The organism is Amycolatopsis sp. NPDC051903 (assembly GCF_044452505.1).
Taxonomy (GTDB): Bacteria; Actinomycetota; Actinomycetes; order Mycobacteriales; family Pseudonocardiaceae; genus Amycolatopsis.
This window is the reverse complement of sequence record NZ_JBITBT010000006.1, coordinates 183,455-206,689: the sequence shown is the minus strand read 5'-3', so window position 1 is coordinate 206,689 and position 23,235 is coordinate 183,455. Positions and strand designations below refer to the sequence as shown.

At 71.2% G+C, this 23,235-nt stretch carries 22 protein-coding genes and 1 tRNA gene; 7 read left to right on the top strand and 16 right to left on the bottom strand.

The window, feature by feature from the left end; genetic code table 11:
* Window positions 1–50: 50 nt before the first annotated feature.
* The 7 genes from rpmE to argS form a co-directional block, all read right to left on the bottom strand.
* The gene (rpmE, locus tag ACIA77_RS17235; protein ID WP_204093742.1) at window positions 51–275 is read right to left on the bottom strand and encodes a 50S ribosomal protein L31; all 225 of its coding nucleotides are present in this window, start codon (window positions 273–275) and stop codon (window positions 51–53) included.
* A 276-nt stretch (window positions 276–551) separates the two neighbouring features.
* A complete protein-coding gene (gene rho, locus ACIA77_RS17230) occupies window positions 552–2,531 on the bottom strand; it encodes a transcription termination factor Rho (RefSeq protein ID WP_395886856.1) in 1,980 nt (659 codons plus the stop codon).
* Between the two features lie 412 nt (window positions 2,532–2,943).
* On the bottom strand, window positions 2,944–3,852 hold the full coding sequence (thrB, locus tag ACIA77_RS17225; protein WP_395886855.1) for a homoserine kinase: 909 nt from the start codon (window positions 3,850–3,852) through the stop codon (window positions 2,944–2,946).
* On the bottom strand, window positions 3,849–4,904 hold the full coding sequence (gene thrC, locus ACIA77_RS17220) for a threonine synthase (protein ID WP_395886854.1): 1,056 nt from the start codon (window positions 4,902–4,904) through the stop codon (window positions 3,849–3,851). Before thrC ends, thrB begins: the two co-directional genes overlap by 4 nt.
* Window positions 4,901–6,211, bottom strand: a complete 1,311-nt coding sequence (locus ACIA77_RS17215; RefSeq protein WP_395887040.1) for a homoserine dehydrogenase — start codon at window positions 6,209–6,211, stop codon at window positions 4,901–4,903. Before ACIA77_RS17215 ends, thrC begins: the two co-directional genes overlap by 4 nt.
* A gap of 12 nt (window positions 6,212–6,223) precedes the next feature.
* The gene (gene lysA / locus ACIA77_RS17210; protein ID WP_395886853.1) at window positions 6,224–7,654 is read right to left on the bottom strand and encodes a diaminopimelate decarboxylase; all 1,431 of its coding nucleotides are present in this window, start codon (window positions 7,652–7,654) and stop codon (window positions 6,224–6,226) included.
* A 3-nt stretch (window positions 7,655–7,657) separates the two neighbouring features.
* Entirely contained in the window at window positions 7,658–9,319 is a 1,662-nt protein-coding gene (gene argS / locus ACIA77_RS17205; protein WP_395886852.1) for an arginine--tRNA ligase, read from the bottom strand.
* 229 nt (window positions 9,320–9,548) lie between these two features.
* Between argS and ACIA77_RS17200 the strand changes: the two genes are divergently transcribed.
* Both ACIA77_RS17200 and ACIA77_RS17195 read left to right on the top strand, forming a co-directional pair.
* Window positions 9,549–10,364: a DUF3105 domain-containing protein gene (locus ACIA77_RS17200; protein ID WP_395887039.1), complete on the top strand. Its 816-nt coding sequence runs from the start codon at window positions 9,549–9,551 to the stop codon at window positions 10,362–10,364.
* A 7-nt stretch (window positions 10,365–10,371) separates the two neighbouring features.
* The gene (locus ACIA77_RS17195) at window positions 10,372–11,091 is read left to right on the top strand and encodes a DUF305 domain-containing protein (RefSeq protein WP_395886851.1); all 720 of its coding nucleotides are present in this window, start codon (window positions 10,372–10,374) and stop codon (window positions 11,089–11,091) included.
* 45 nt (window positions 11,092–11,136) lie between these two features.
* Here ACIA77_RS17195 and ACIA77_RS17190 read toward each other — a convergent pair whose 3' ends face one another.
* Window positions 11,137–11,742, bottom strand: coding sequence for a flavin reductase family protein (locus ACIA77_RS17190; RefSeq protein WP_395886850.1), 606 nt, complete (start codon window positions 11,740–11,742; stop codon window positions 11,137–11,139).
* 56 nt (window positions 11,743–11,798) lie between these two features.
* On the opposite strand from ACIA77_RS17190, the gene ACIA77_RS17185 reads away from it, so the two are divergent.
* Together ACIA77_RS17185 and ACIA77_RS17180 are read left to right on the top strand one after the other, a co-directional pair.
* Window positions 11,799–13,007 (top strand): DUF6236 family protein, encoded by a 1,209-nt coding sequence (locus tag ACIA77_RS17185; RefSeq protein WP_395886849.1) that lies wholly within the window; start codon window positions 11,799–11,801, stop codon window positions 13,005–13,007.
* Window positions 13,004–13,597, top strand: coding sequence for a GDSL-type esterase/lipase family protein (locus ACIA77_RS17180; protein ID WP_395886848.1), 594 nt, complete (start codon window positions 13,004–13,006; stop codon window positions 13,595–13,597). The genes ACIA77_RS17185 and ACIA77_RS17180 overlap by 4 nt, the downstream gene beginning before the upstream one ends.
* 1 nt (window position 13,598) lies before the next feature.
* Here the strand turns inward: ACIA77_RS17180 and ACIA77_RS17175 are convergent, their stop codons facing one another.
* The gene (locus tag ACIA77_RS17175) at window positions 13,599–14,519 is read right to left on the bottom strand and encodes a cation diffusion facilitator family transporter (RefSeq protein ID WP_395886847.1); all 921 of its coding nucleotides are present in this window, start codon (window positions 14,517–14,519) and stop codon (window positions 13,599–13,601) included.
* 159 nt (window positions 14,520–14,678) lie between these two features.
* The gene (locus tag ACIA77_RS17170; RefSeq protein ID WP_395886846.1) at window positions 14,679–15,800 is read right to left on the bottom strand and encodes an epoxide hydrolase family protein; all 1,122 of its coding nucleotides are present in this window, start codon (window positions 15,798–15,800) and stop codon (window positions 14,679–14,681) included.
* A gap of 115 nt (window positions 15,801–15,915) precedes the next feature.
* Here ACIA77_RS17170 and ACIA77_RS17165 point away from each other — a divergent pair.
* A tRNA-Arg gene (locus ACIA77_RS17165) sits at window positions 15,916–15,988 on the top strand.
* A 317-nt stretch (window positions 15,989–16,305) separates the two neighbouring features.
* Here the strand turns inward: ACIA77_RS17165 and ACIA77_RS17160 are convergent.
* Complete coding sequence (locus tag ACIA77_RS17160; protein ID WP_395886845.1) at window positions 16,306–16,902, bottom strand: TetR/AcrR family transcriptional regulator; 597 nt, start codon at window positions 16,900–16,902, stop codon at window positions 16,306–16,308.
* A gap of 315 nt (window positions 16,903–17,217) precedes the next feature.
* Entirely contained in the window at window positions 17,218–18,198 is a 981-nt protein-coding gene (locus ACIA77_RS17155) for a helix-turn-helix transcriptional regulator (RefSeq protein ID WP_395886844.1), read from the bottom strand.
* Between the two features lie 64 nt (window positions 18,199–18,262).
* On the opposite strand from ACIA77_RS17155, the gene ACIA77_RS17150 reads away from it, so the two are divergent.
* Entirely contained in the window at window positions 18,263–19,042 is a 780-nt protein-coding gene (locus tag ACIA77_RS17150; protein ID WP_395886843.1) for a nuclear transport factor 2 family protein, read from the top strand.
* A gap of 3 nt (window positions 19,043–19,045) precedes the next feature.
* Here the strand turns inward: ACIA77_RS17150 and ACIA77_RS17145 are convergent, their stop codons facing one another.
* Genes ACIA77_RS17145 through ACIA77_RS17135 form a run of 3 tightly spaced genes read right to left on the bottom strand, consistent with a single transcriptional unit; the run spans window position 19,046 to window position 21,790 of the window.
* Window positions 19,046–19,708, bottom strand: a complete 663-nt coding sequence (locus ACIA77_RS17145) for an NADPH-dependent F420 reductase (RefSeq protein ID WP_395886842.1) — start codon at window positions 19,706–19,708, stop codon at window positions 19,046–19,048.
* Window positions 19,705–20,742, bottom strand: a complete 1,038-nt coding sequence (locus ACIA77_RS17140; RefSeq protein WP_395886841.1) for an LLM class flavin-dependent oxidoreductase — start codon at window positions 20,740–20,742, stop codon at window positions 19,705–19,707. Before ACIA77_RS17140 ends, ACIA77_RS17145 begins: the two co-directional genes overlap by 4 nt.
* Complete coding sequence (locus ACIA77_RS17135) at window positions 20,735–21,790, bottom strand: LLM class flavin-dependent oxidoreductase (RefSeq protein ID WP_395886840.1); 1,056 nt, start codon at window positions 21,788–21,790, stop codon at window positions 20,735–20,737. The genes ACIA77_RS17140 and ACIA77_RS17135 overlap by 8 nt, the downstream gene beginning before the upstream one ends.
* A 100-nt stretch (window positions 21,791–21,890) precedes the next feature.
* Here ACIA77_RS17135 and ACIA77_RS17130 point away from each other — a divergent pair, with 100 nt between their 5' ends.
* Window positions 21,891–22,646 (top strand): helix-turn-helix domain-containing protein, encoded by a 756-nt coding sequence (locus ACIA77_RS17130; RefSeq protein WP_395886839.1) that lies wholly within the window; start codon window positions 21,891–21,893, stop codon window positions 22,644–22,646.
* Here the strand turns inward: ACIA77_RS17130 and ACIA77_RS17125 are convergent.
* On the bottom strand, window positions 22,638–23,102 hold the full coding sequence (locus ACIA77_RS17125) for a MarR family winged helix-turn-helix transcriptional regulator (RefSeq protein WP_395886838.1): 465 nt from the start codon (window positions 23,100–23,102) through the stop codon (window positions 22,638–22,640). The two genes, ACIA77_RS17130 and ACIA77_RS17125, sit on opposite strands and share 9 nt — an antisense overlap.
* Window positions 23,103–23,235 lie beyond the last annotated feature (133 nt).

The window sequence follows — 23,235 nt, the reverse complement described above, 5'->3', positions numbered from 1 at the left end:
AGACAGCAAACGGCGCCCACCCGCTGTGCAGGTGGGCGCCGTCGGCGAAGCTACTTGGCGTCGTTCTTCTGACGCTTGCCGTAGCGCTTCTCGAACCGCGCGACCCGGCCACCGGTGTCCATGATCTTCTGCTTACCGGTGTAGAAGGGGTGGCAGTTCGAGCAGATCTCGACGTGGATCTGGCCCGACTCCTTGGTGCTGCGGGTGGTGAAGCTGTTCCCGCAGTTGCACGTGACCTGGGTGACCACGTAGTCAGGGTGAATACCGCTCTTCATGGTGTCCTCTCTCGTTGGCCCCGGGTCCCCAGATCGGGGTGAACCGGTGCCGGACTTCAGCGGGTCATTGTGCCAGACGAGCTGACACCTTCCTCAACAGACCCTCCTGGCCTGGTATTCCTCGACCCACAGCCACCCCGCCGGAGTCAACCGCCCACCGGTTGTACGCCTTCTGCACCTTCCGGCGAGGCCGGCTGGTTGTTCGTGAACGGTTCACGGGAGTGAACCGCCGAAGGGCCCCTCGAACCGCTCGAGGGGCCCTTCGGAGCAGCGAACTCAGTCCTCGTCGTTCCCGCCGAGGGCCGTCTTCGAGACCTGCATCAGGAACTCGATGTTGTTCTTCGTCTTGCGCAGGCGCGACAGGAGCAGGTCGATGGCCTGCTGCGAGTCGAGCGCGTGGAGCACGCGGTGCAGCTTGTGCGTGACGGCGAGCTCGTCCGGCGGGAGCAGCAGCTCTTCCTTGCGGGTGCCGGACGGGTTGACGTCGACCGCCGGGAACACGCGGCGCTCGGAGATCTTGCGGTCGAGCTTGAGCTCCGCGTTGCCGGTGCCCTTGAACTCTTCGAAGATCACCGTGTCCATCGTGGAGCCCGTCTCCACCATCGCGGTGGCGAAGATGGTGAGCGAACCACCGTTCTCGATGTTGCGCGCGGCACCCAGGAAACGCTTCGGCGGGTACAGCGCGGTCGAGTCGACACCACCGGACAGGATGCGGCCCGACGCCGGCGCGGCCAGGTTGTAGGCGCGGCCGAGGCGGGTGATCGAGTCGAGCAGGACGACCACGTCGTGGCCCATCTCGACGAGGCGCTTGGCGCGCTCGATCGAGAGCTCCGCGACCGAGGTGTGGTCGGCCGGCGGGCGGTCGAAGGTCGAGGCGATGACCTCGCCCTTCACGGACCGCTGCATGTCCGTGACCTCTTCCGGCCGCTCGTCGACCAGCACGACCATGAGGTGGCACTCGGGGTTGTTCGTGGTGATCGCGTTGGCGATGTCCTGCATGATCGTGGTCTTACCGGCCTTCGGCGGCGACACGATCAGGGCGCGCTGCCCCTTGCCGACCGGCATGATCAGGTCGATCACGCGGGTGGTGAGCTTGTGCGGCTCGGTCTCGAGGCGCAGGCGCTCGTTGGGGTAGAGCGGCGTCAGCTTCGTGAAGTCGGGACGGCGCTTGGCCTCGTCCGGCTCCAGGCCGTTGATCGAGTCGACGCGCACCAGCGGGTTGAACTTCTGCCGCTGCTGCTCGCCCTCGCGCGGCTGGCGGACGACACCGGTGATGGCGTCACCGCGGCGCAGGCCGAACTTGCGGACCAGCGACAGCGAGACGTACACGTCGTTCGGACCGGCCAGGTAACCGGAGGTGCGGACGAACGCGTAGTTGTCCAGCACGTCCAGGATACCGGCGACCGGCAGCAGGACGTCGTCCTCGCGGATCTCGGTGTCGGGCGAACCGCCTTCGCCCCGGCCGCCCCCGCTGCCCCGCCGGCGGCGGTCGCGGAAGCGCCGGCCGCGGCGGCCGCCTTCCTCGTCGTCGTCGCCTTGCGCGCGGTTGTCGCGGTTGTCCTGCTGACCGCGGTTGTTGCCGCCGTCCTGCTGGTTGTTGCGCTGGCGGTTGTCCTGGCCACCGCGGTTGTCCCGGCCGCCGCGCTCACCGCGGTCGTTCCGGTCGTTGCGGTCACCGCGCTGGCCACCGTCACGCTGTTCGCGCTGGCCGTCCGGCGCGCCCGCGGCGCGGTTGGCGCCCCGGCGACGCCGGCTGCGGCCGCCTTCCTCGGACTGGCCGTCGTTCTGCTGGCCGTTGTCCGGCCGCTCCTGCTGCGCGGGCTTCTCCGCCGGCGCCTCGGCCGGAGCGGACGCCTCGGGCGCGGAACCGTTGGTCTCCGCCTTCGGGGCGGGCGCGGCTTCGGCGCTCGGAGCCGCTTCGCGCTTCTTCTCGGCGCGGGCCGGCTCGTCGGACTTCGGCGCCTTGGCCGTCTTCGGCGCCGGAGCGTCGCCGACACCCTCGAGCGGGAGCGTCTCCGCCGGGGCGGTGCGCTTCTTCGTCTTGCCCTGCCGCTCGCGGATCGCGGCGATCAAGTCGCCCTTGCGCATCCCCGTGGTCTCGCCCACACCCAGTTCGCCCGCCAGCTGGCGCAGCTCGGCGATGACCATCCCGGACAGGCCCCCGGTGCGGCGCTTCGGAGCAGCCGCAGCCCCATTCGTCTCAGCGGCCGCGGCGGGGGTCTCCACGTCGCCGCTCAACAGATCGGTGTTGCTCACACATGTCCTTCCTGACCGATCCACGCCTCCAGGTGGATCAGCGGACTGCCGCCGATCGCGTGCTGCGAAACGGCATTTGCTTCCGATGCGGACGACCCGCGCCTAGCCGTGCGAGACACAGCGAGAGCGTCGCCAGCACAGGGGTGTTTGCCTCCCCCAAACGGAGGAAACGAAATTCGGCACCGCCGAAACCGGAAACCCGCCTGCGTCCCTCCGCTCCCGTTTGCCAGGCGGTGCGGATCGGCGGATCGACGAAGGATGCGGACCGGAGACTCGCGAGGAGCGAACAGGACCGGCATCGGGTGCGGAAACGCACGGTGATCGAACGCCCCCGAGGGTAGACCGCCCGGTGGGCGGGTGCAACAACCACCCCCCGCGTGGCGCACGTTCCGGCCGCCACGTGACCGGGGCTTTACTGAGCCGCAACCTGCACACCGGCGAGATCGACGCCCAGCTCGCGGACGTCGAAAGTGTCAACGTCCACATCCGACGGCAGTATTCCCGTCTCCGTGAGCGCGAGGACCGTCGGACCTGCGCCGGAGATCGTCGCGGCCACACCACGGGCACGGAGCGTGCGCACCAGCTCGGAGCTGGCGGGGTACGCGCTCGCCCGGTAGTCCTGGTGCAGCCGGTCCTCCGTGGCGGCGAGCAGGAGCCCGGGCTTCTGCGTCATCGCGAGCACCGTGAGCGCCGTGCGGCCCGCGCTGTGCGCCGCGTCGGCGTGCGGGACGTGCTGCGGGAGCAGGCCGCGCGTGGCGTCGGTGGACGACTTCAGCGCCGGGACCGCCACCACCGGGCGGATCGAGGCGCTCGGCTCGACGCGTTCGGCGTGGAAGCGGCCGTTTTCGCTCCACGCCACCACGAGCCCGCCGAGCAGGCTGGCCGCGGCGTTGTCCGCGTGGCCCTCGAACTCGGCCGCGAGCTGCAACGCCTCGTCGTCGAGCGGAACACCCGCGAGGGCGTACCCGAGCGCGACGCCCGAAACCACGGCCGCGGCCGAGGAACCGAGGCCACGTGCGTGCGGGATCTTGTTGAAGCAGCGCAAGTGCAGCCCCGGCGGGCGCACGTCGAGGTGCGCGCACGCGCGGCGGATCGCACGCACGACGAGGTGCGTTTCGTCGGTCGGCACGTCGGCGACGCCGCCCGCGCCGGCGTCGACGACCTCGATCTTGAGACCGTCTTCGGTCACCTGCAGTTCGACGACGTCGTGCAGCGCCAGCGCCAGGCCCAGCGCGTCGAAACCCGGGCCGAGGTTGGCCGTCGAACCCGGCACGGTGGCCCGGAACGACGCACCGACCGGCGGGCCCGAGGGGCTCGTCACCGCAGTTCCAGCGCCGCGGCGACCGCCGACGGGTCCACGGCCAGCGGCTCGACCTCGACGTTGCCCTCGAGCGCGGTCGCGGGGTCCTTGAGGCCGTGCCCGGTCACCGTGCAGACGACCGTGGCGCCCTTGGGCAGGCGGCCGTCGGCGGCGGTCGCCAGCAGGCCGGCGACGCTGGTGGCCGACGCGGGCTCCACGAACACGCCCTCACGCACGGCGAGCAGCCGGTAGGCCTCGAGGATCTTCTCGTCCGTGATCGCCTCGAACAGCCCGCTGGACGCGTCCTTCGCCTTCACCGCACCGGCCCACGAAGCGGGGCTGCCGATGCGGATCGCGGTGGCGATCGTGTCGGGATCGGACACCGGTTCGCCGAGCACGAGCGGCGCGGCACCCGCGGCCTGGAAGCCGAACATGCGCGGGGTGTTCTTCACCACACCGTCCTCGGCGTACTCCGAATACCCGGCCCAGTAGGCAGTGATGTTGCCCGCGTTGCCCACCGGCAGGCAGTGGATGTCGGGCGCGGCACCGAGCACGTCGCACACCTCGAACGCCGCCGTCTTCTGGCCCGCGATGCGCACCGGGTTGACGGAGTTCACGAGCGTCACGGGGTAGTCGGCCGCGGTCTTGCGGGCGAGTTCCAGGCAGTCGTCGAAATTGCCGTCGACCTGCAGGATGCGCGCACCGTGCAGCACCGCCTGGGCGAGCTTGCCCATCGCGATCTTGCCCTGCGGCACCAGCACCGCGCAGGTGAGCCCGGCGCGCGCGGCGTACGCGGCCGCGGAGGCGGACGTGTTGCCCGTGGAGGCGCAGATCACGGCCTTGAGCCCGCTCGCGAGCGCGTGGGTGATGGCCACGGTCATGCCGCGGTCCTTGAACGAACCGGTGGGGTTCGCGCCCTCCACCTTGAGGTACACCGTGCAGCCGGTGAGCTCGGACAGGTGCGCGGCCGGCAGCAGCGGCGTGTTGCCCTCGCCGAGCGTCACCACCCGTGCGCCGTCCGGCACCGGGACGCGGTCGCGGTACGCCTCGATGATCCCTGGCCACGCACTCATTGGTCTTCGCCTTCCACGCGCATCACGCTCACGACTTCGTGCACCACGTCGAGCTTCGCGATCTCGTCCACAGTGGACCGCAGCGCCGCGTCGGGCGCCAGGTGGGTGACCACCACGAGACTCGCCGTGTCGTTGGCGTCGCGCTGGCGCACGGCGGCGATGCTCACGCCGTGGGCGGCGAACGCCTGCGCCACCTGGGCCAGGACACCCGCGCGGTCGGCGACGTCGAGGCTCACGTGGTAGCGCGTGGGCGTCTGGCCCATCGGGCGCACGGGCAGCGCGGCGTGCGCGGACTCGCGCGGGCCGCGGCCGCCGGCCACGCGGTTGCGGGCCACGGCGACCAGGTCGCCGAGCACCGCGCTCGCCGTCGGCGAGCCACCGGCGCCCTGGCCGTAGAACATCAGCTCGCCCGCCGCGTCGGCCTCGACGTACACGGCGTTGAACGCGCCGCCGACCCCCGCGAGCTGGTGGCTGCGCGGGATCATCACCGGGTGCACGCGCGCCGAAACCGATTCGGCGCCGTCGTCGGCCGTCACGCGCTCGCAGATGGCCAGGAGCTTGACCGTGCGGCCCAGCGCGCGGGCCGCGTGCAGGTCCGACGCCGTGACGTCGGCGATGCCCTCGCGGTGCACGTCCTTGAGCGTCACGCGCGTGTGGAACGCCAGCGAGGCGAGGATCGCGGCCTTGGACGCGGCGTCGTAGCCGTCGACGTCGGCCGTCGGGTCGGCTTCCGCGTAGCCGAGACGGCCGGCCTCGTCGAGCGTCTCCGAGTAGCCGGCGCCCGTGGTGTCCATGGCCGAGAGGATGTAGTTCGTGGTGCCGTTGACGATGCCCATCACGCGCGTGATGCGGTCGCCGGCGAGCGATTCGCGCAGCGGGCGCAGCAGCGGGATGGCCCCCGCGACCGCCGCCTCGAAGTACAGGTCGGCGCCCGCGGCGTCGGCGGCTTCGAACAGGTCGGCGGAGTGCTCGGCCAGCAGCGCCTTGTTGGCCGTGACCACGGACTTCCCCGAGTTCAGGGCCGCGAGCAGCCAGCTGCGCACCGGTTCGAGACCGCCGACGAGCTCCACCACCACGTCCACGTCGTCGCGGCGCACGAGCGCGGCCGCGTCGTCGGTCAGCAGCTCTTGCGGGAGCTCGGGGTGCTTGTCGGGCCGGCGCACGGCGATGCCCGCCAGCTCGACGGGGGCACCGGCGCGCGCAGCGAGTTCGTCGGCCTGCTCGGTGAGCAGGCGGCAGACCTCGCTGCCGACCGTGCCGCAGCCGAGCAGGGCGACCCTGATCGCCCGACCGTCCGATCGAGACACAGTGGACACTCGTCAAACCTCCAGGCGCAGCATGTCGTCCGTCGTCTCCCGCCGCAGCAGCACGCGGGCGCTGCCGTTGCGCACGGCCACCACCGCCGGGCGCGGCTGCCGGTTGTACCCGCTCGCCATCGAGTAGCAGTAGGCACCGGTCGCCGCGACGGCCAGCAGGTCGCCGGGAGCCAGCGTGTCGGGCAGCCAGCAGTCTCGGACGACGATGTCGCCGGATTCACAGTGTTTTCCCACGACTCGGGACAGCGTGGCGCTCACGGGCTCGTCGGTGTCGCTCGCGGAGCGCGAAACCACCCGGCAGTCGTACACCGCGTCGTACAGCGCCGTGCGGATGTTGTCGCTCATCCCGCCGTCGACGCTCACGTAGCGGCGGGTGGTGTTGTCACCGAGCGCGACGTCCTTGATGGTGCCGACCTCGTACAGCGTGACGGTGCCCGGCCCGGCGATCGCGCGGCCCGGCTCCCCCGCGATCCGCGGCACCGGCAGGTCGGCGTAGGAGCACTCCTTGCGCACGATCTCGCGGATCTGCGTGATCATCTGCGCGGGCGGCGGCGGGTTGTCCTTCTCGGTGTAGGCGATGCCGAAGCCGCCGCCGAGGTCGACGAGGTTCAGCTGGTCGAGCAGCTCGCGGCCGTGCTCCTTGGCGAGGTCGCCGAGCAGGCCGACCACGCGGCGGGCCGCGACCTCGAAGCCGTCGGCGTCGAAGATCTGCGAGCCGATGTGGCTGTGCAGGCCCACGAGCTTGAGCGAGGGCGCGTTGAGCACGCGGCGCACGGCCTCGGCCGCGTCGCCCGAGGCGAGCGAGAAGCCGAACTTCTGGTCCTCGTGCGCCGTGGCGATGAACTCGTGCGTGTGGGCCTCGACGCCGACCGTCACGCGCACCAGCACCGGCTGCACGACCTCGCGGCGCGCGGCCACCTCGGCGAGCCGGGCGATCTCGAAGTACGAGTCCACCACGACCGTGCCGACGCCGGCCTCGACCGCCAGCTCGAGCTCGGCCACCGACTTGTTGTTGCCGTGGAAGGTGATCCGCTCGGCCGGGAAGTCCGCGCGCTGGGCCACGGCGAGTTCGCCGCCGCTGCACACGTCGAGGCTCAGCCCCTGCTCGGCCACCCAGCGGGCGATCTCGATCGACAGGAAGGCCTTCGACGCGTAGTGCACCAGCGCCGGGTCGTCGAACGCCTGCGCGTAGTCGCCGCAGCGGGACTTGAAGTCCGCTTCGTCGACCACGAACAGCGGCGTGCCGTACTGCTCGGCGAGTTCGCGCACGTCCACACCCGCGATGCGCACGACACCGTCGGAAGCGCGGTAAGTGTTGCGCGGCCACACTTTCGCGGGCAGCTTGTCCAGTTCGTCGGCACCCGCGGGCGGGAACCCGGAGGCATCGGCGTGGGGGTATACGTCGGCGTGGCGTGGGCCCGCGGGGTGCGCCATTTCTTACATCCGTTCCGGAGCGGTGACACCGAGCAGCGCGAGGCCGTTGGCGAGCACCTGGCGCGCCGCCTCGCAGAGGGTGACGCGGGCGACGTTGGCCGCGGTGGCTTCCTCGTCTCCCTTGGGGAGCACGCGGGCCTCGCGGACCGCGTAGAACTTGTGCAGCGCGCCGGCCAGCTCTTCGAGGTAGCGGGCGACGCGGTGCGGTTCGCGCATCTCGGCGGCGCGGCGCACGAGGGCGGGGAACTCCCCGATCGTGCGGATGAGGTCGCCCTCCACCGCCAGCGTGAGCGTGCCGAGGTCGGCGTCCGGAGTGGACTTGAGCCCCAGGTCGGCGGCGCCGCGCAGCATCGTGCACAGGCGGGCGTGCGCGTACTGCACGTAGTAGACCGGGTTGTCGTTGGAGTGCTTGCGCAGCAGGTCGAGGTCGACGTCCAAAGTGGAGTCGACGGAGTAGCGGATGAGCTCGTAGCGGGCCGGGTCGACGCCCACGGCCTCCACCAGGTCCTCCATCGTGATCACGGTGCCCGCGCGCTTGGACATGCGCACCGGCTTGCCCTCGCTCACGAGGTTCACCATCTGGCCGATGAGCACCTCGACGGTGTCCGGGTCGTCGCCGAACGCCGCCGCGGCGGCCTTGAGCCGGGCGATGTAGCCGTGGTGGTCGGCGCCGAGCATGTAGATGCACAGGTCGAAACCGCGGTTGCGCTTGTCCTTGAAGTAGGCCAGGTCGCCGGCGATGTAGGCCGGGTTGCCGTCCTTCTTGATGACGACGCGGTCCTTGTCGTCGCCGTACTCGCTCGACTTGAGCCACCACGCGCCGTCGGCGAAGTAGAGGTTGCCCGAGTCCTTGAGCTGCTGCACGGCGGCGTCGACCGCGCCGGACTCGTGCAGCGAGTTCTCGTGGAAGTAGACGTCGAAGTCGGTGCCGAACTCGTGCAGGCTCTGCTTGATCTCGGTGAACATCAGCTCGATGCCGATGCGCCGGAACGTCTCGTGCCGCTCGGCCTCCGGCAGCGACAGCGCGCTCGGCTCCTGCCTGAGGACCTCGGCGGCGATGTCGTTGATGTAGCCACCCGCGTACCCGTCCTCCGGCGCGGGCTCGCCCTTCGCGGCGGCCACCAGCGAGCGCACGAAGCGGTCGATCTGCGCGCCGGCGTCGTTGAAGTAGTACTCGCGGGTGACGTCGCCGCCCTGCGCGGACAGCACGCGGCCCAGCGCGTCGCCGACCGCCGCCCACCGCGTGCCGCCGAGGTGGATCGGGCCGGTCGGGTTGGCCGACACGAACTCGAGGTTGATCTTGCGCCCCGCCAGCGCATCGCCGCGGCCGTACTGCTCGCCGGCGGCCAGCACCTGGCGCACGACCTCACCCTGCGCGTCGGCGGCGAGGCGGAAGTTGAGGAAACCCGGCCCGGCGACCTCGGCCGCGGCCACCCCGTCGGCCGCCGCGACGACCTGCGCGAGCGCTTCCGCGAACTCCCGCGGCTGGAAGCCGGCCTTCTTGGCCACCTGCAAGGCGAGGTTGGTCGCGTAGTCGCCGTGTTCGGGGTTGCGGGGACGTTCGATGGTCACCTGCTCCGGCAGCACGGCGGCGTCGACGCCTCGGGCGTCGAGCACCTGCACGGCGGAGGCGCGGACCAGGTCGGCGAGAGCGGCGGGAGTCACTCGCCGAATTCTAGGTGTGCCCAGGTCGGACGCTTACGCCGGTCCGACCGAGGGTTGGCCGGGATCACACCCGCGGTGATCGCGAGAGGCGTTCACGGTGATCAGACGCCCGGTCTCTACACTGGCCGACGGGCAGGGTCCGACCGGATCCCTCCATCATCTCACGAGGAGATCGCGGCAAACCATGGCGAAAGGGACAACCAGCAAGAAGGGGACGTCCGGCAACGCGGTGAAGGCCGCCCGGGCCAAGTCCGTCGTCACCAAGAAGGGCACCCCGTGGGGAACCATCATCGGGGTCGTCGTGGTGGTGGCCCTGCTGGCCAGCGTCGTCACGTACTACCTGGTGAAGTCGGCGCCGCAGCGCGACCAGAAGTCCCGCGAGGAGGCAGCCGCGTCGTTCGCCCCGACCGCGACCGACCCCGATCCGTCCAAGCGCATCCCGGGCGTGATCACCGCGACGTACACCGGATCGGTGCACGTGCTGCCCACCGAACGGGTGGCCTACGACCACAGCCCGCCCTTCGGCGGCCCGCACGACGGCTACTGGGCCGCCTGCAACGGCGTCGTCTACCCCACCGCCGTGCGCACGGAGAACATGGTGCACGCGCTCGAGCACGGCACCGTGTGGATCGCCTACAACCCGGACCTCGTCAAGGGTGACCAGGTGGACCTGCTGGCCGCGCGGGTCAAGGGCAAGACGTACACGATGATGTCGCCCTACCCCGGCCTCGACAAGCCGATCTCCCTGCAGTCGTGGGGCCACCAGCTGAAGCTCGACAGCGCGAGCGATCCGCGCATCGACGAGTTCATCGCCGCCCTGCGGACCAACCCGAACGGCGTGTACCCCGAGATCGGCGCCTCGTGCGACGCGCTCGGCCCGGGCCAGTTCGACCCGAGCAACCCGCCGCCGTTCGACCCGAGCAAGCCGGGCCCGGACGCGAAGCCCATGGACTACAAGGGCACCACCGGTGCCCAGGGTGAGCAGGGTGGCATGCCGGGCACCCCGGGACTGCCGACCGCGCCGTCGGCGCCGGCGGGGCAGTGATCCGGCTGTGAGCACCGAAGCCGACCTCGAAACCGACGTCGAAGAGCCCGGCGGCGAGCGACCGGCCTGGTCGCGGTGGGTGATCATCGGCGGCGCGATGCTCGCCGTGCTGCTGATCGGCGCCGCGATCGGCGTGTTCGCCACGCGGCTCACCGACGGCGACGACGCCGCGGCGGCGACACCCGGCGCCGGCTCGGTCGAGGTCGGCTTCGCGCAGGACATGTCGACGCACCACCTGCAGGCCGTGACCATGGCCAACTGGGCCCGCGACCACACCACGGACCCCGAGGTGAAGCAGCTCGCGTTCGACATCGAGAGCACCCAGACCGAGCAGGTCGGCCGCATGAAGGGCTGGCTCATGCTGTGGGACCAGCCGGAGCAGGCGACCGGCGCGTACATGACGTGGATGACCGAGCCGATGGGCCACGGCATGACGATGCCCACCAGCTCGCCGGCCAACGGCGCACCGATGCCCGGCATGGCCACCGACGCGGAGCTGACGAAGCTGCGCTCGCTGTCCGGCCGCGCGATGGACGTGTACTTCCTGCAGCTCATGCTGCGCCACCACGAGGGCGGCACGGCGATGGCGCAGTACGCGCAGGAGCACTCGAGCCTGCCCGCGGTGAAGGCGCTGTGCCAGAGCATCCTCACGTCGCAGGGCGCGGAGATGGACCAGATGAAGCTGATGCTCCAGGCGCGCGGGGCGCAGCCGCTGCCGGCGTCCTGAGTCTCGGGTTTCGAAGGGCCGCTCCCGCTCGGGGGCGGCCCTTTTTCAGCGCTGTTCCCAGTCGGCGAACCGGATCCGGGCGATCTCGCGGACGTCGCCGAGGGTGCTCCACTCGTCGCGGCCCAGCCGGGCGAGCGGGCGCAGCCGTTCGATGAGCGGGTGGTCGCCGTCGAGCACGTGCTCGGCCACCGCGAGGTGCACGACCCGGCCGAACACCACCGTCGAGGTCCCGAACCCGACCGTGCTGTGCAGCTCGCACTCGAACGCCACCGGCGACTCCGCCACCCGCGGCGGCTTCACCCGCAGGCTCGGCTCGCGCGTGAGCCCGGCGGCGTCGAATTCGCTGTGCTCGGGCGGGAAGTCGGTACCGGTGTCGTTGATCTTCTCGAACAGCTCCTCCGGCGCCAGGTTCACCACGAACTGGCCGGTCTCCTCGACGTTGCGCAGCGTGTCCTTGCGCCCCACCGACGTGAACTGCAGCACCGGCGGCGCGGCCGAAGCCACGGTGAAGAACGAGTGCGGGGCGAGGTTGTCCACACCGCTGCCCGACGTGCTCGACACCCACGCGATCGGCCGCGGCACCACGGTCGCCGTGAGCAGCCGGTAGAACGCGAACGGGGCGAGGCCGGCGGGATCGAAGTCCTTGCGCATGGCTCTGGTCTACCAGGCCGCCGCTAAGCTGCCGACGCCGATCAAGGGGGTTCGCGGTGGATCAGATCGCCCTGTACTACCCGTACATCCACGTCCGTGACGACCGGTGGCTGAAGTACGCGGCGCTGTACTGGCCCAAAATGGCCCGGCTGCGCCCCGAAGGGTATCCGGCCCTCGATTCCGGGGTGTCGCACGCGCTCGGCTCGCAGGCCGGCTGGCTGGTGGATCTCGCGCCCCCGCAGTGGGCCGTCGAAGAGGTCGGGCGCCCGTTCCTGGAACTCATCGCCACCCGGGGAAAGGAGCTGCGGCAACGGTTCGGGCTCAGGCCCGGCCGGAACCGGCTTCCGGTGCCCGGTCTGACCGAGCGACCGCGCCGCTCGGTGCGGCCCCGCCGCTCGGTGGTGCCCCGGCCCCACCAGGAGGTCGACCTGCTGGTCTCGTCGTGGCACGACTACGTCCACACCGACGAGATGTCCGCCCGCCTGGTCGAGGCGGTCGCGGACACCCACCTCGCCGCGTTCGTCGAAGGCCACGGCGGTCTCTGGGTCGGGATGCACCCGGAACTCGTGGCCGTCTACACGTGCGCGCTGGTCGAACGCATCGCCGCCGAGGACCACCTGCACCCGGTCACCGACCAGGCGCTGCACCACACGGCCGCGTCGGGCTGGACGCTCGATCGGCTCGCCGACGTGCTCCTCGGCTCGGGGCCCGGCACCCCGGGGCGCCCGGACGCGGAGGACGCGTTCGTGTTCCTGGCCTTCGAGACCGTGGTCCCCACCGGGCTCGAGCGGGTGCCGGTGGAGAAGATCACCGAAGTCCGCACGAAGTTCGGCACCGAACTCGACGCCTTCCGCCGGTACGTGACCGAGCAGTCGCAGCAGCTCGCGCAACTGCGGGACGTGCGAGACCTGGACGTGTTCCGCGAGTACCTGCGCGCCGAGGTCGACCACGTCGTGGCGGACCAGCTCAAGCACCTGCGCGAGCAGCTGCGCAGCGTCGGTCTGGAGTCGGTGAAGGCGGTCGGCACCGTGAAGTCCGTCGCGCCGCCCGCGCTGGTCACGATGGCGGCCGACGCGGTGGGGCTGTCGCCGGCGATCGCGGGGTCCGCCACGGCGGCCGCGTGCGTGCTGGCCGCTCCGGTCCGGTGGCGGCGCGAGCGCCGCGCCGCCATCCGCGAATCGCCGGTGGGGTACCTGTTCCGCTTGGACCGCGAACTCAGCCCGGCCAAGCTGATCGACCGCGTGCGACGGACGTGGCCGGCGTGAGGCGCCGCGTGGTCTTCCTCGGCGACTCGTTCGTCCAGGGCGTCGGCGACCCGGAACACCGCGGGTGGGCGGGCCGCGTGCTGCAGGCCGCCGGCGGCGACGTCACCGGGTTCAACCTCGGCGTCCGCCGCAACACCTCCGACGACGTCCTCCGCCGCTGCTGGCCGGAGGTCGACGCGCGCGTGGTGCCGGACGAGGACAACCGGATCGTGGTTTCCTTCGGCAGCAACGACATGGTGGCGGAGAACGGCGCCGTGCGGGTGGCCGCGGAGCGGTGCGCGGCGAACTTGGCTTCGCTGCTCGACGGGTCCGCGCACCGGGGCATCCCCGTGCTCGTGGTCGGCCCGCCGCCGGTCGCCGACGCGGGTGAAGCGCACCTGCGCCGGACCGCGCGCCTCGCCGCGGTCATGGCGGAGTTGTGCGCCGCGCGGAACGTGCCCTTCGTCGCCACGACGGAGGCGCTGGCCGCCGACCCCGTGTGGACCTCCGAAGCCCTCGCGGGCGACGGCGCGCACCCCGGCGCGGGCGGTTACCAGCGGCTGGCGGAATTGGTGCTGGCGGGCGCGTGGCCCGGGTGGCTCGGCGGCTGAGCTACCAGGACAGTTCCTGGCACCGCGCCGCGCACTGCTGCCGCTCCACCTGCAGCGTCGCGTGGCTGATCGAATACCGCGACGCCAGCAGGTCCTGCGCCTCGGTCAGCACGGCCGACTGCTCGGCCTCCTCACTCATCGTGAGGTGCGCGGAGGCGACCTCCATGCCGGAGGTGAGCGTCCAGACGTGCAGGTCGTGGACGTCGGAGACACCGGGGAGGGCGGCGAGTTCCGTGCTGATCTCGCCGACGTCGACGCCCGTCGGGGCGTGCTGGAAGAGGATGCGCAGCGCGCGGCGGGCCAGGGTCCACGTGCGCGGCAGCACGAACAGGCCGATGGCGACACCGATGATCGGGTCGGCGTAACGCCAGCCGGTGGTGAGGATGATGGCGCCGCTGAGCAGGACGCCCACCGAGCCGATCAGGTCGGCGAGCACCTCGAGGTACGCACCGCGGACGTTGAGGCTCTCGCGCGCTCCGCCGCGCAGCACGAAGAAAGACACCACGTTCGCGATCAGTCCGGCACCGGCGGCCAGCAGCACGGGCAGGCCCGGCACCTCGGGCGGGTCGGTGATGCGGCCGATGGCCTCGAACAGCACGTACGCGGCCACGCCGAACAGCAACACGGCGTTGCCCAGAGCCGCGAGCACTTCGGCGCGGTACATGCCGAAGGTGCGGCTGGCCGTCGGACCGCTGCGGCGGGCCAGGACGATCGCGGTGAGCGCCATGCCCACGCCGAGGACGTCGGTGAACATGTGGGCCGCGTCGGAGATCAGGGCGAGCGAGCCGGTCGTGAACCCGACCACGCCCTCCAGCACCATGAACCCCGCGCCGATGACGAGGGCGACCACCAGGGCACGGAGGTAGCGCCCGGACGCGCTCGCCGGGGCGGCGGTGTGCCCGTGACCGTGTCCGTGCCCCATGCTTTCGCCTCCCTCCGCAGGTCAACGGCTTCTCCCCGCAATATATAGTCGCATGCGCATATGTGCAATACAGGTAAGCCTAAGTTCACTGTAATCGCCCAGGCCGAGGCAAACCCACCCCCGGATGAGTGCTCCCGAAGGCTGGGACAGGGGTTGTGGTCAGCGCACGAGGCGGAAGAACCCGCGCACCTGCTCGACGAGCGACGCCGGCTGCTCCATCGCCGCGAAGTGCCCGCCACGCGGGAGCTCCTCGAACCAGCGCAGATCGGTGAACCGCAGCTCGGCCTCGCGCCGCGAGGGCCGCGTGATCTCCTTGGGGTACAACGAAATCCCGGACGGCGCCGTCACCTTGTCGCGGAAGCTGCCGTAGCTCTCCCAGTACAGCCGCGCCGACGACGTCGCCGACGCCGTGAACCAGTACACGGAGATCGCGTCGAGGATCTGGCGGCGGGTCAGGGCGTCTTCGGGGTGGCCGTTGTTGTCCGTCCACGCCCAGAACTTCTCCGCGATCCAGGCGGCCTGCCCGGCGGGCGAATCGGTGAGGCCGTAACCGAGCGTCTGCGGGCGCGTGGCCTGCTGCCCCGAGTACCCGCGGCCCGTGCGGCCGAACTCCTTGGCCGCCTCGAGCGCCGCGACCTCCCCGGGCGTCGGGTCGTCGAACTGCCCCAGTGGCGCGGCCGCCATGTTCACGTGCACGCCCGCGACGCGCTCCGGCGCCACCTCGCCCAGCGCGCCGGACACGGCCGAACCCCAGTCACCGCCCTGCGCGCCGTACCGGTCGTACCCCAGCGACACCATCAGCCGGTCCCACGCCCGCGCCGTGCGCTCCACGCCCCACCCGGCCCGCGCCGGCTTGTCACTCCACCCGTACCCGGGCAACGACGGCGCGACGACGTGGAACGCGTCTGCCGGGTCGCCACCGTGCGCCCGCGGGTCCGTCAGCGGCCCCAGCACGTCCAGGAACTCCAGCACCGACCCCGGCCACCCGTGCGTCACGACCAACGGGAACGCCCCCGGCTCGGGCGAGCGGACGTGCAGGAAGTGGATCCCCAGGCCGTCCACGGTCTCCCGGAACTGCGGGAACGCGTTCACCCGGTCCGCGAACCCGAAGTCGTACTCCTCGGCCCAGCTGCGGCACAGCTCCCGCGCATACGCGAGCGGCAGCCCCTGCGCCCAGTCGTCCACCGTCTCGGCCTCGGGCCAGCGCGTGCGGGCCAGCCGTTCCCGCAGGTCCCGGACGTCAGCCTCAGCCACCTCGACCTTGAACGGTTCCGCCGCCACCACTGCTCCCTCCGTCGACAAGATCGACGCTAGCAGCCCCCGCGCCCCAAGGTGACCCTCCAGCGCAGCGGGGAAACGACCATGCGCTAAGCTCGTCCAGTCGCGTGAGCGATGGGCCCTCGTAGCTCAGGGGATAGAGCACTGCCCTCCGGAGGCAGGTGTCGCAGGTTCGAATCCTGCCGAGGGCACGGTCGATTGGGCGGTCTCTGCTCGCGGAAAGCGCGAGTTGGGATCGCCCGTTGTGTTTTCTGGGGGCCGAGCCCCCAGGCCCCCGCCGGGGGCGAGCCCCCGGACCCCCAGCGGTGGTTGAGAAACGTTGGTGAGTGGCAGATCCGAGGTGGTCGGGGAAGGCCGCGGTGGTGATGCGGGCAGGTCCGTCAAGGGTGGTCGGCGATGGGGTGATTTCTATCGCGGGGAGCGCGTATCGGATCACCCGTTGTGTCTGGGGCCGAGCCCCCAAGTCTCCGCCGGGGGCGAAGCTGCGGTGTTGAGGAGCGCGCGGTCGTCAGGGGGAGCAGACGCGTTCGATGAGGGTTTGCCAGGCGGTGGCGAGGCCGGTGGGGGCGGGGGCGTCGGCCGGGGCCTGGAGGTAGAGCAGGATCGGGCCTTCGAGGGCGGCCGTCAGTTGCAGGGCGAGGGCGTCGAGCTCGGTGAGGTCCGGGCGGGTTTCGCGGAGCAGCATCTTGACGTGGAACAGCGACGGGCTCCGTCCGATCGGGACGGGCTGTCCCGGATCCAGGGCGGCGCGGGCGAGGCAGGTGCGTTCCAGGAGGAACTCCATGCGCGCGTGGCCGAACGCGACCAGGCGCTCGACGGCGGGCGCGCCGGGCCCCAGCGGTGGCGGGCCGGCGAGCACCCGCTGCTGGAAGGCGGCCTCCTCCTCGTCCAGGAGCGCCAGGAAAATGCCCGCGCGGGTGCGGAACCGCCGGAACACGGTCCCCTTGCCCAAGCCCGCCCGTTCGGCGAGCGCGTCCATCGTCACCTTCTCGACGCCCAGTTCGGCGACCATCGCGCGCGCGACTTCGATCAGGTGCGCACGGTTGCGCGCCGCGTCGGCCCGCTCCTCGCGCGGCTGCCCCCAGGAGATCCCGGCTGGTTCCACACCGGGCACGCTACCCGCCGGCTCACGCCGCCTCGGCTTCGATCACCGCGTAGGGAGCCTGCAGGTGGGTCAGCTTGGCCGTCGACCCGGGGTGAGCGAGTCGAAGTGACCGGTGACCATCCCGAGCAGCTTCGAGAAGTCGCCGGCGGTCGGTCCTGGGTGCCGCGGGGCACAATTCGCTCCTTCGAGAACGGGAACCTTCGGCGGGTGCGCGGGAAACCAGGTCCCGCTGACGCCGGATTCTCGATGGAGGGCGAGCGGAAGAATTGCCTCCGGACGAACAGAACTCGGCCGAACGCGCAGGCCGAACCCCTCCTAGCCAGTCACGCCGTAGACGTGGTTCAGCTCCTTCAGGATCCGGACGACCTCGGTCCGAAGCTCCTCTGGTGCGACGATCTCGACGTCGGCGCCGAACTTGAGCAGTTCTGGGGCAGCCGCCTCGGCGGATTCGACCGGGATCTCGACTTCGGTCCAGCCCGCCGGGTCCGGGGCGAGCGCGGAGCGCCGGGCCGCGGCGACCGCCGCGGGCTCCAGCAAGTGGGGCAGGCGCTCGAATCCGCTGCGGGACAGGCGCAGGGTCGCGGTGGCCTGGCGGCGACGCCGGTTGAAGTGGTCGAGGTAGTCGCGCCAGTGGGCGGCCAGGTCGAACCCTTCGGCGCGGTCGAACGCGCGTGGCAACACGGCGACGTCGAGGACGCGCGAAACGCGGTAGGTCCGGAACCGTCCGCGGTCCAGGGCCACGAGGTACCAGTTGCCCGCCTTGAGGACGAGGCCGTGGGGCTGCACGGTGCGCGTGACCTCGTGCGGCCGCGCCCACCGCAGGTAGCGGATCCGCACCACGTGCTGGTTCCAGGTGGCGTCCGCGATCGCCGTCAGGTGCGGGATGTGCTCGGGGTCGTCGTACCACTGTGGAGGGTCGAGGTGGAACCGGTCGGCGACACGGCCGGCGCGTTCGCGCAACTCGGCGGGCAACGCGGCCATGAGCTTGAGCTGAGCGGCGGTGGTCGCGCCGGTGAGCCCCAGCTGGGCTGCGGCGGTCGGCAGCCCGGTCAGGAACAGGGCCTCGGCTTCGGCCGTGGTGAGGCCCGTCAGGCGGGTCCGGTAGCCGTCGAGGAGCCGGTAGCCGCCGTCGTGCCCGGGCTCGCCGTACACCGGCACGCCCGCGGCGCCCAGCGATTCGACGTCCCGGTAGATCGTGCGCACGGACACCTCCAAGGCGTCCGCGAGCTCCTGTGCGGTCATCCGGTCCCGGGACTGCAGGAGCAGCAGCAGGGACACCAGCCGGGTCGCGCGCATGGCTCGAAGTCTGCCCGAGTCCACTGACAGAAGATGTCAGGGAACCGGGGTTAGCGTCCGCGTCATGACCTTCACCACGCAAGACCTGATCCGCCGCTACGCCTCGGTGTGGAACGAACCGGACGAGACCCTGCGTCGCAAGACCATCACCGAGCTGTGGGCCGAAGACGCCGTCGAGTGCACCAACACCGCCGAACACCGGGGACACGAAGCCCTCGACGCCCGGGTCACGGGCGCCTACGAGAAGTTCGTGGCCCCGGGCGAATTCCGCTTCGTCGCGGCGGACGACGTCGTGACCCACCACAACGCGATCACGTTCACCACCCACCTGGTCCCCGCGGCCGGCGGCGTCCCGGTCTGGAGCGGCGTCATCTTCCTCCTGCTGGGCGAGGACGGCCGCATCCGGCACGACTACCAGTTCACCGGCGAGGAGGCGGGCACCCGGGCGGCGGTGACCGAGTTCCTCACCCGCCTGACCGAAGGCGACCCGGACCGGATCGCCGAGCTGTTCGCGGACACCGTCGACTGGCAGCTCGACTGGCCCGAGACGGGGCACCCCGCCGCGCCCTGGATCCGCGACCGGTCGACGCGCGCCGACGTCGCCGCCCACTTCCGGGAGCTGAACACCGGCCACGTCCCCGAGAAGCGCGGCGGCACGGCGTCGCGAGTGCTCGTCGACGGCCGGGACGCCGTGGTGCTCGGCGAAATCCGCCAGACGGTGCGAGCCACCGGCACCGAGTACACGGCCCGGTGCGCGCTGCACCTCACCGTCGAGGGCGGCGCGATCACCCGGTACCACGTCTACGAGGACAGTCTCACCGTCGCGCAGGCCTTGGCCGGCTGATGTTCAGCCGTCCCGCGCGAGCAGCCGTCCTCGTTCGGAGCCGGGGAACCGGTCCAGCATCGCCCGCAGCTCTTCGGCGGAAACGTTGGCCCCGAACGTTTCCGCGCCCGGTTCGAGGCGCACGCCGGCCGAGAGCGGGCCGGCGAGAACCGGGTCGAAACCGAACGCGTCGACGATCGCGGAGACGGCCGCGAGGTCCGCGGGGTCGTCACCGGCGAGGGCGATGGCCTTGCGGCCCGGGGTGCCGGACGGGCGCGATTCGTCTTCGAGGTCGTGGTAGCCCATGTGGTTGAAGGCCTTCACGACGTGGGCGCCGGGCAGGAACGCCTGCACCGTTTCGCTGGTGGAGACGAGCAGGTCGGCGCGGTGGCCGTCGACCTCCCACCAGTAGTTCATGGCGTCGACGACGAGTTTGCCCGCCAGCTCGGCGGCCGGGACGGTGCGGTACTTGCCCAGCGGCAGGGCGAGGACCACGACGTCGGCCGAAGCCGCGGCGTCGGCGGGCGTCGTCGCCAGTGCACCGGGCACGAGCACGTCGACGGTCAGCGCGATCTTGTCCGGGTCACCCGAGCCGGCGATGAGGACGCGGTAGCCGGCGGCCAGCGCGAGGCGGGCGAGGACCGTGCCGACCTTGCCGGCGCCGAGGATGCCGATCGTCTCGGTCATTTCCGCTCCGCCAGCAGGTCGCGGACCATCGGGATGACCTTCGTGCCGTAGAGCTCGACGGCGCGCAGCCGCGCGCTCACCGGCTGGGAACCGCTCGAGTAGATCAGGTCGAAGCGACCGACATCCAGGTCCTGAACGGCGCCGGCGATCTTGCGCGCCACTGTTTCCGGCGCGCCGACGTACATCGACCCGTGCTCGACTTCGGCGTCGTACTCGGCGCGCTGGATCGGCGGCCAGCCGCGCAGGCGGCCGATGCGGTCGCGGATCACGCGGTAGCGCGGCCAGTACAGTTCGCGCGCCTCTTCGTCGGTGTCGGCGATGAAGCCCGGTGAGTGCATGCCGACGGGGTGCGCCGTCGTACCGAACTGCTCGGCGGCGCGGCGGTAGAGGTCCACGTACGGCGCGAACCGCTTCGCCGGGCCGCCGATGATCGCCAGCATCAACGGGAGCCCGTAGCGCGCCGTGCGGATCACCGACTGCGGTGAGCCGCCGACGCCGACCCACGTCGTCAGGTGCCCCGAGTCCGTCTTCGGGAAGACGTCGGCCGCGTCCAGCGCCGGGCGCAGAGAGCCTTGCCACGTCACGGGTTTCTCGTCCAGCAGCCGCGCGAAGAGGTCGATCTTCTCCTCGAACAGCCGGTCGTAGTCGGCCAGGTCGTAGCCGAACAGCGGGAACGACTCCGTGAACGAGCCGCGGCCCAGGATGACTTCCGCGCGGCCGTTCGACAGGGCGTCCACCGTCGCGAAGCGCTGGAACACGCGGACCGGGTCGTCCGAGCTCAGCACCGTGACGCCGGACGAAAGGTGGATCCGCGACGTGCGCGTCGCGATGCCGGCCAGCACCGTTTCCGGGCTGGAGATCGAGTACTCGGGCCGGTGGTGCTCGCCGAGCGCGATGACGTCCACGCCGATCTCGTCGGCGAGCACGGCTTCGTCGAGCACCTGCCGGATCGCGCCCGCGTGGGACAGCGGTTCGCCCGCGTCGTCCTCCGGCACGTCGCCGAAGGTGTCGAGGCCGAAAACCAGGTCAGACATGGGAAGGCGCCTCCGTCAGCAGTTCGCGCACCCGCGGCGCGACCTCGCGGCCGAACAGCTCGATCGTGCGAGCCCGCGCCTCGCGCGGCAGGTGCATGATGTCGTACTTCAAGTCGAACCGGTTCAGCCGCAGATCCCGTGCCCCGGTCGCGATCTTGCGCGCGACCGTCTCCGGGGACCCGACGAACAGCGCACCCGTGTCGACCTCCATGAGGTAACGCCGGCGGTCGGGTGCGTAGAAGCCGCGTTCGGCCGAGATCTGCCTCACGACCGGCTCCCAGTACCGCCACCAGGTTTCAACGGCTTCCTCGTCGGTGTCCGCGATCAGGCCCAGCGAGTGCTGCCCGACGGGCTGCACCGGCACCCCGAACTGCTCCAGCGCGCGGTGGTAGAGCTCCACGTGCCCGGCGAAGCGCTGCGGCCGCCCGCCGATGATCGCGAGCATGAGCGGCAGCCCGTACTTCGCCGCGCGCACGACCGACTCCGGGCTGCCCCCGACGCCGATCCACGTGGGAATCCCGCCCGGGCGCATGCGCGGGTGCAGCGTCTGCTCCACCAGCGGCGCCCGCGTCGACCCCGACCACGTGACGGATTCCTCGCGCTGCAGCCGCATGAACAGCTCGAGTTTCTCCGCGAACAGCTCCTCGTAGTCGGCCAGGTCGTAGCCGAACAACGGGAACGACTCCGTCGCCGAAGCGCGGCCCAGCACTAGCTGAGCGCGACCGGCCGACACCGCGTCCACAGTGGAGAACTCCTGGTAGAGGCGCACGGGGTCGTTCGTGCTCAGGACCGTCACGGACGTGCCGAGCTTGAGCCGCTCCGTCGCGGTGGCGATGGCCGCCAGCAGCACAGGCGTGGCGCTGTCGTTGTGGCCGGCCCGGTAGTGCTCGCCGACGCTGAAGACGTCGAACCCGGCCGCCTCGGCGAGGCGCGCTTCGTCGACCAGGAGCCGGATCGTCTCGGCATCACTGAGATCACGCGAACCGTCACTCGCCGTCTCACCGAACGAGTTCAGCCCGAACTCGAAACCGGTCGCTTGATTCGTCATGCCGCCAGAGTGCTTCGCGGCGAAAGGGCGTACCACTCCACGCGGTGGGTACCCACGGCGTGGGACGGCGGATCGCCTGGGACACCCCGAAAATCACGGTATGACCGAGCAGCGCAACACCGCACTGGGCGAATTCCTGCGGTCCCGGACCCACGGCCTCCGGCGCGAGGACGTCGCCCTGCTGGCCGGGATGAGCGTGACCGCCTACACGCGGATCGAGCGCGGCGAGAACGAACACCCGTCCGCTTCGATGCTCGACGCGATCGCCCGCGCGCTGCAACTCGACGACGCCGACCAGCACCTCCTGCTCCGGCTGGCGCGGCCCGAAGCCGCCGAACGAGCGGAGCCGGAACCCGAGCACGTGCGCGAGCCCGTGCGACGGCTGGTGGCGCGCACCACGGACCAGGCGGTGCTCGTCGTCGGCCGGCGCGGCGACCTGCTGGCGGCGAACGACCTCGCCCACGCGCTGTTCGGGTTCGAACGCGGCCGTCCGGTGAACCTCGTCCGGCAGCTGTTCCTCGACGCGGCCGCGCGCGACCTCGTCGTCGATTGGGAAGCCCAGGCGCGCCGGGTCTCGGCTCGGCTGCGCGACGGCGCCTGCGCCGACCCCCTGCTCGCCGGGCTGGTGGGTGAGCTGAGCATCGCCAGCCGCGACTTCGCGCGGATCTGGGCGGAGCGTCCGGCTCCGGGCCCGCGGCACGGGCCGCGCGAATTCGACCACCCGCTCGTGGGCCGGCTGAACCTGGCCGAGGAGGCGTTCGACCTCCCCGACGAGCACGGGCAGCAAGTGCTGCTCTTCAGCGCCGAACCGGGCTCACCGGCGCAGGAACGGCTGGCACTGCTGGCTTCACTCTAGGTTCCCGATGCCCTTGGTGATCTTCTCGGAGATCCGGCGCAGGGAGCGCAACTCGGCCGGCGTGAGGACGTCGAAGACGAGTTCCCGCACGCGCTCGACGTGACCGGGCGCGGACTCGAGCACGTGGGCGTAGCCGGCTTCGGTGAGGACGGCGTGAGTGTAGCGGCCGTCCTCGGGGTCGGGCTCGCGGTGGACGAAACCGCGCTTTTCGAGGCGGTTGATCAGGTGCGACATGCGGGAGAGCTCGGAGTTCGTGAGCACGGCCAGCTCGCTCAGCCGCATGCGGCGCTTCGGTGCCTCCGACAGCCCGGCCAGCACGTAGTACTCCACGAAGCTGAGCTGGGCGTCGTCGTGCAGCTGCCGCTCCAGCGCGGTCGGCAGCTCGAGCGCCATCAGCATGAACGTGCGCCACGTTCGCAGCTCGTCCTCGTCGAGCCAGCGCGGGGCCTGGGTCATGCGGACGAGTCTAGCGGATCACTTGAAGTTTCAAGTTCCGGCCGACTTCGTCACATGACTTGAATGTTCAAGTCATCGCGGTTACGTTCGAGATGAACGTTCAAGTGATCGACTTTCCGGTCCCTGAAAGGAA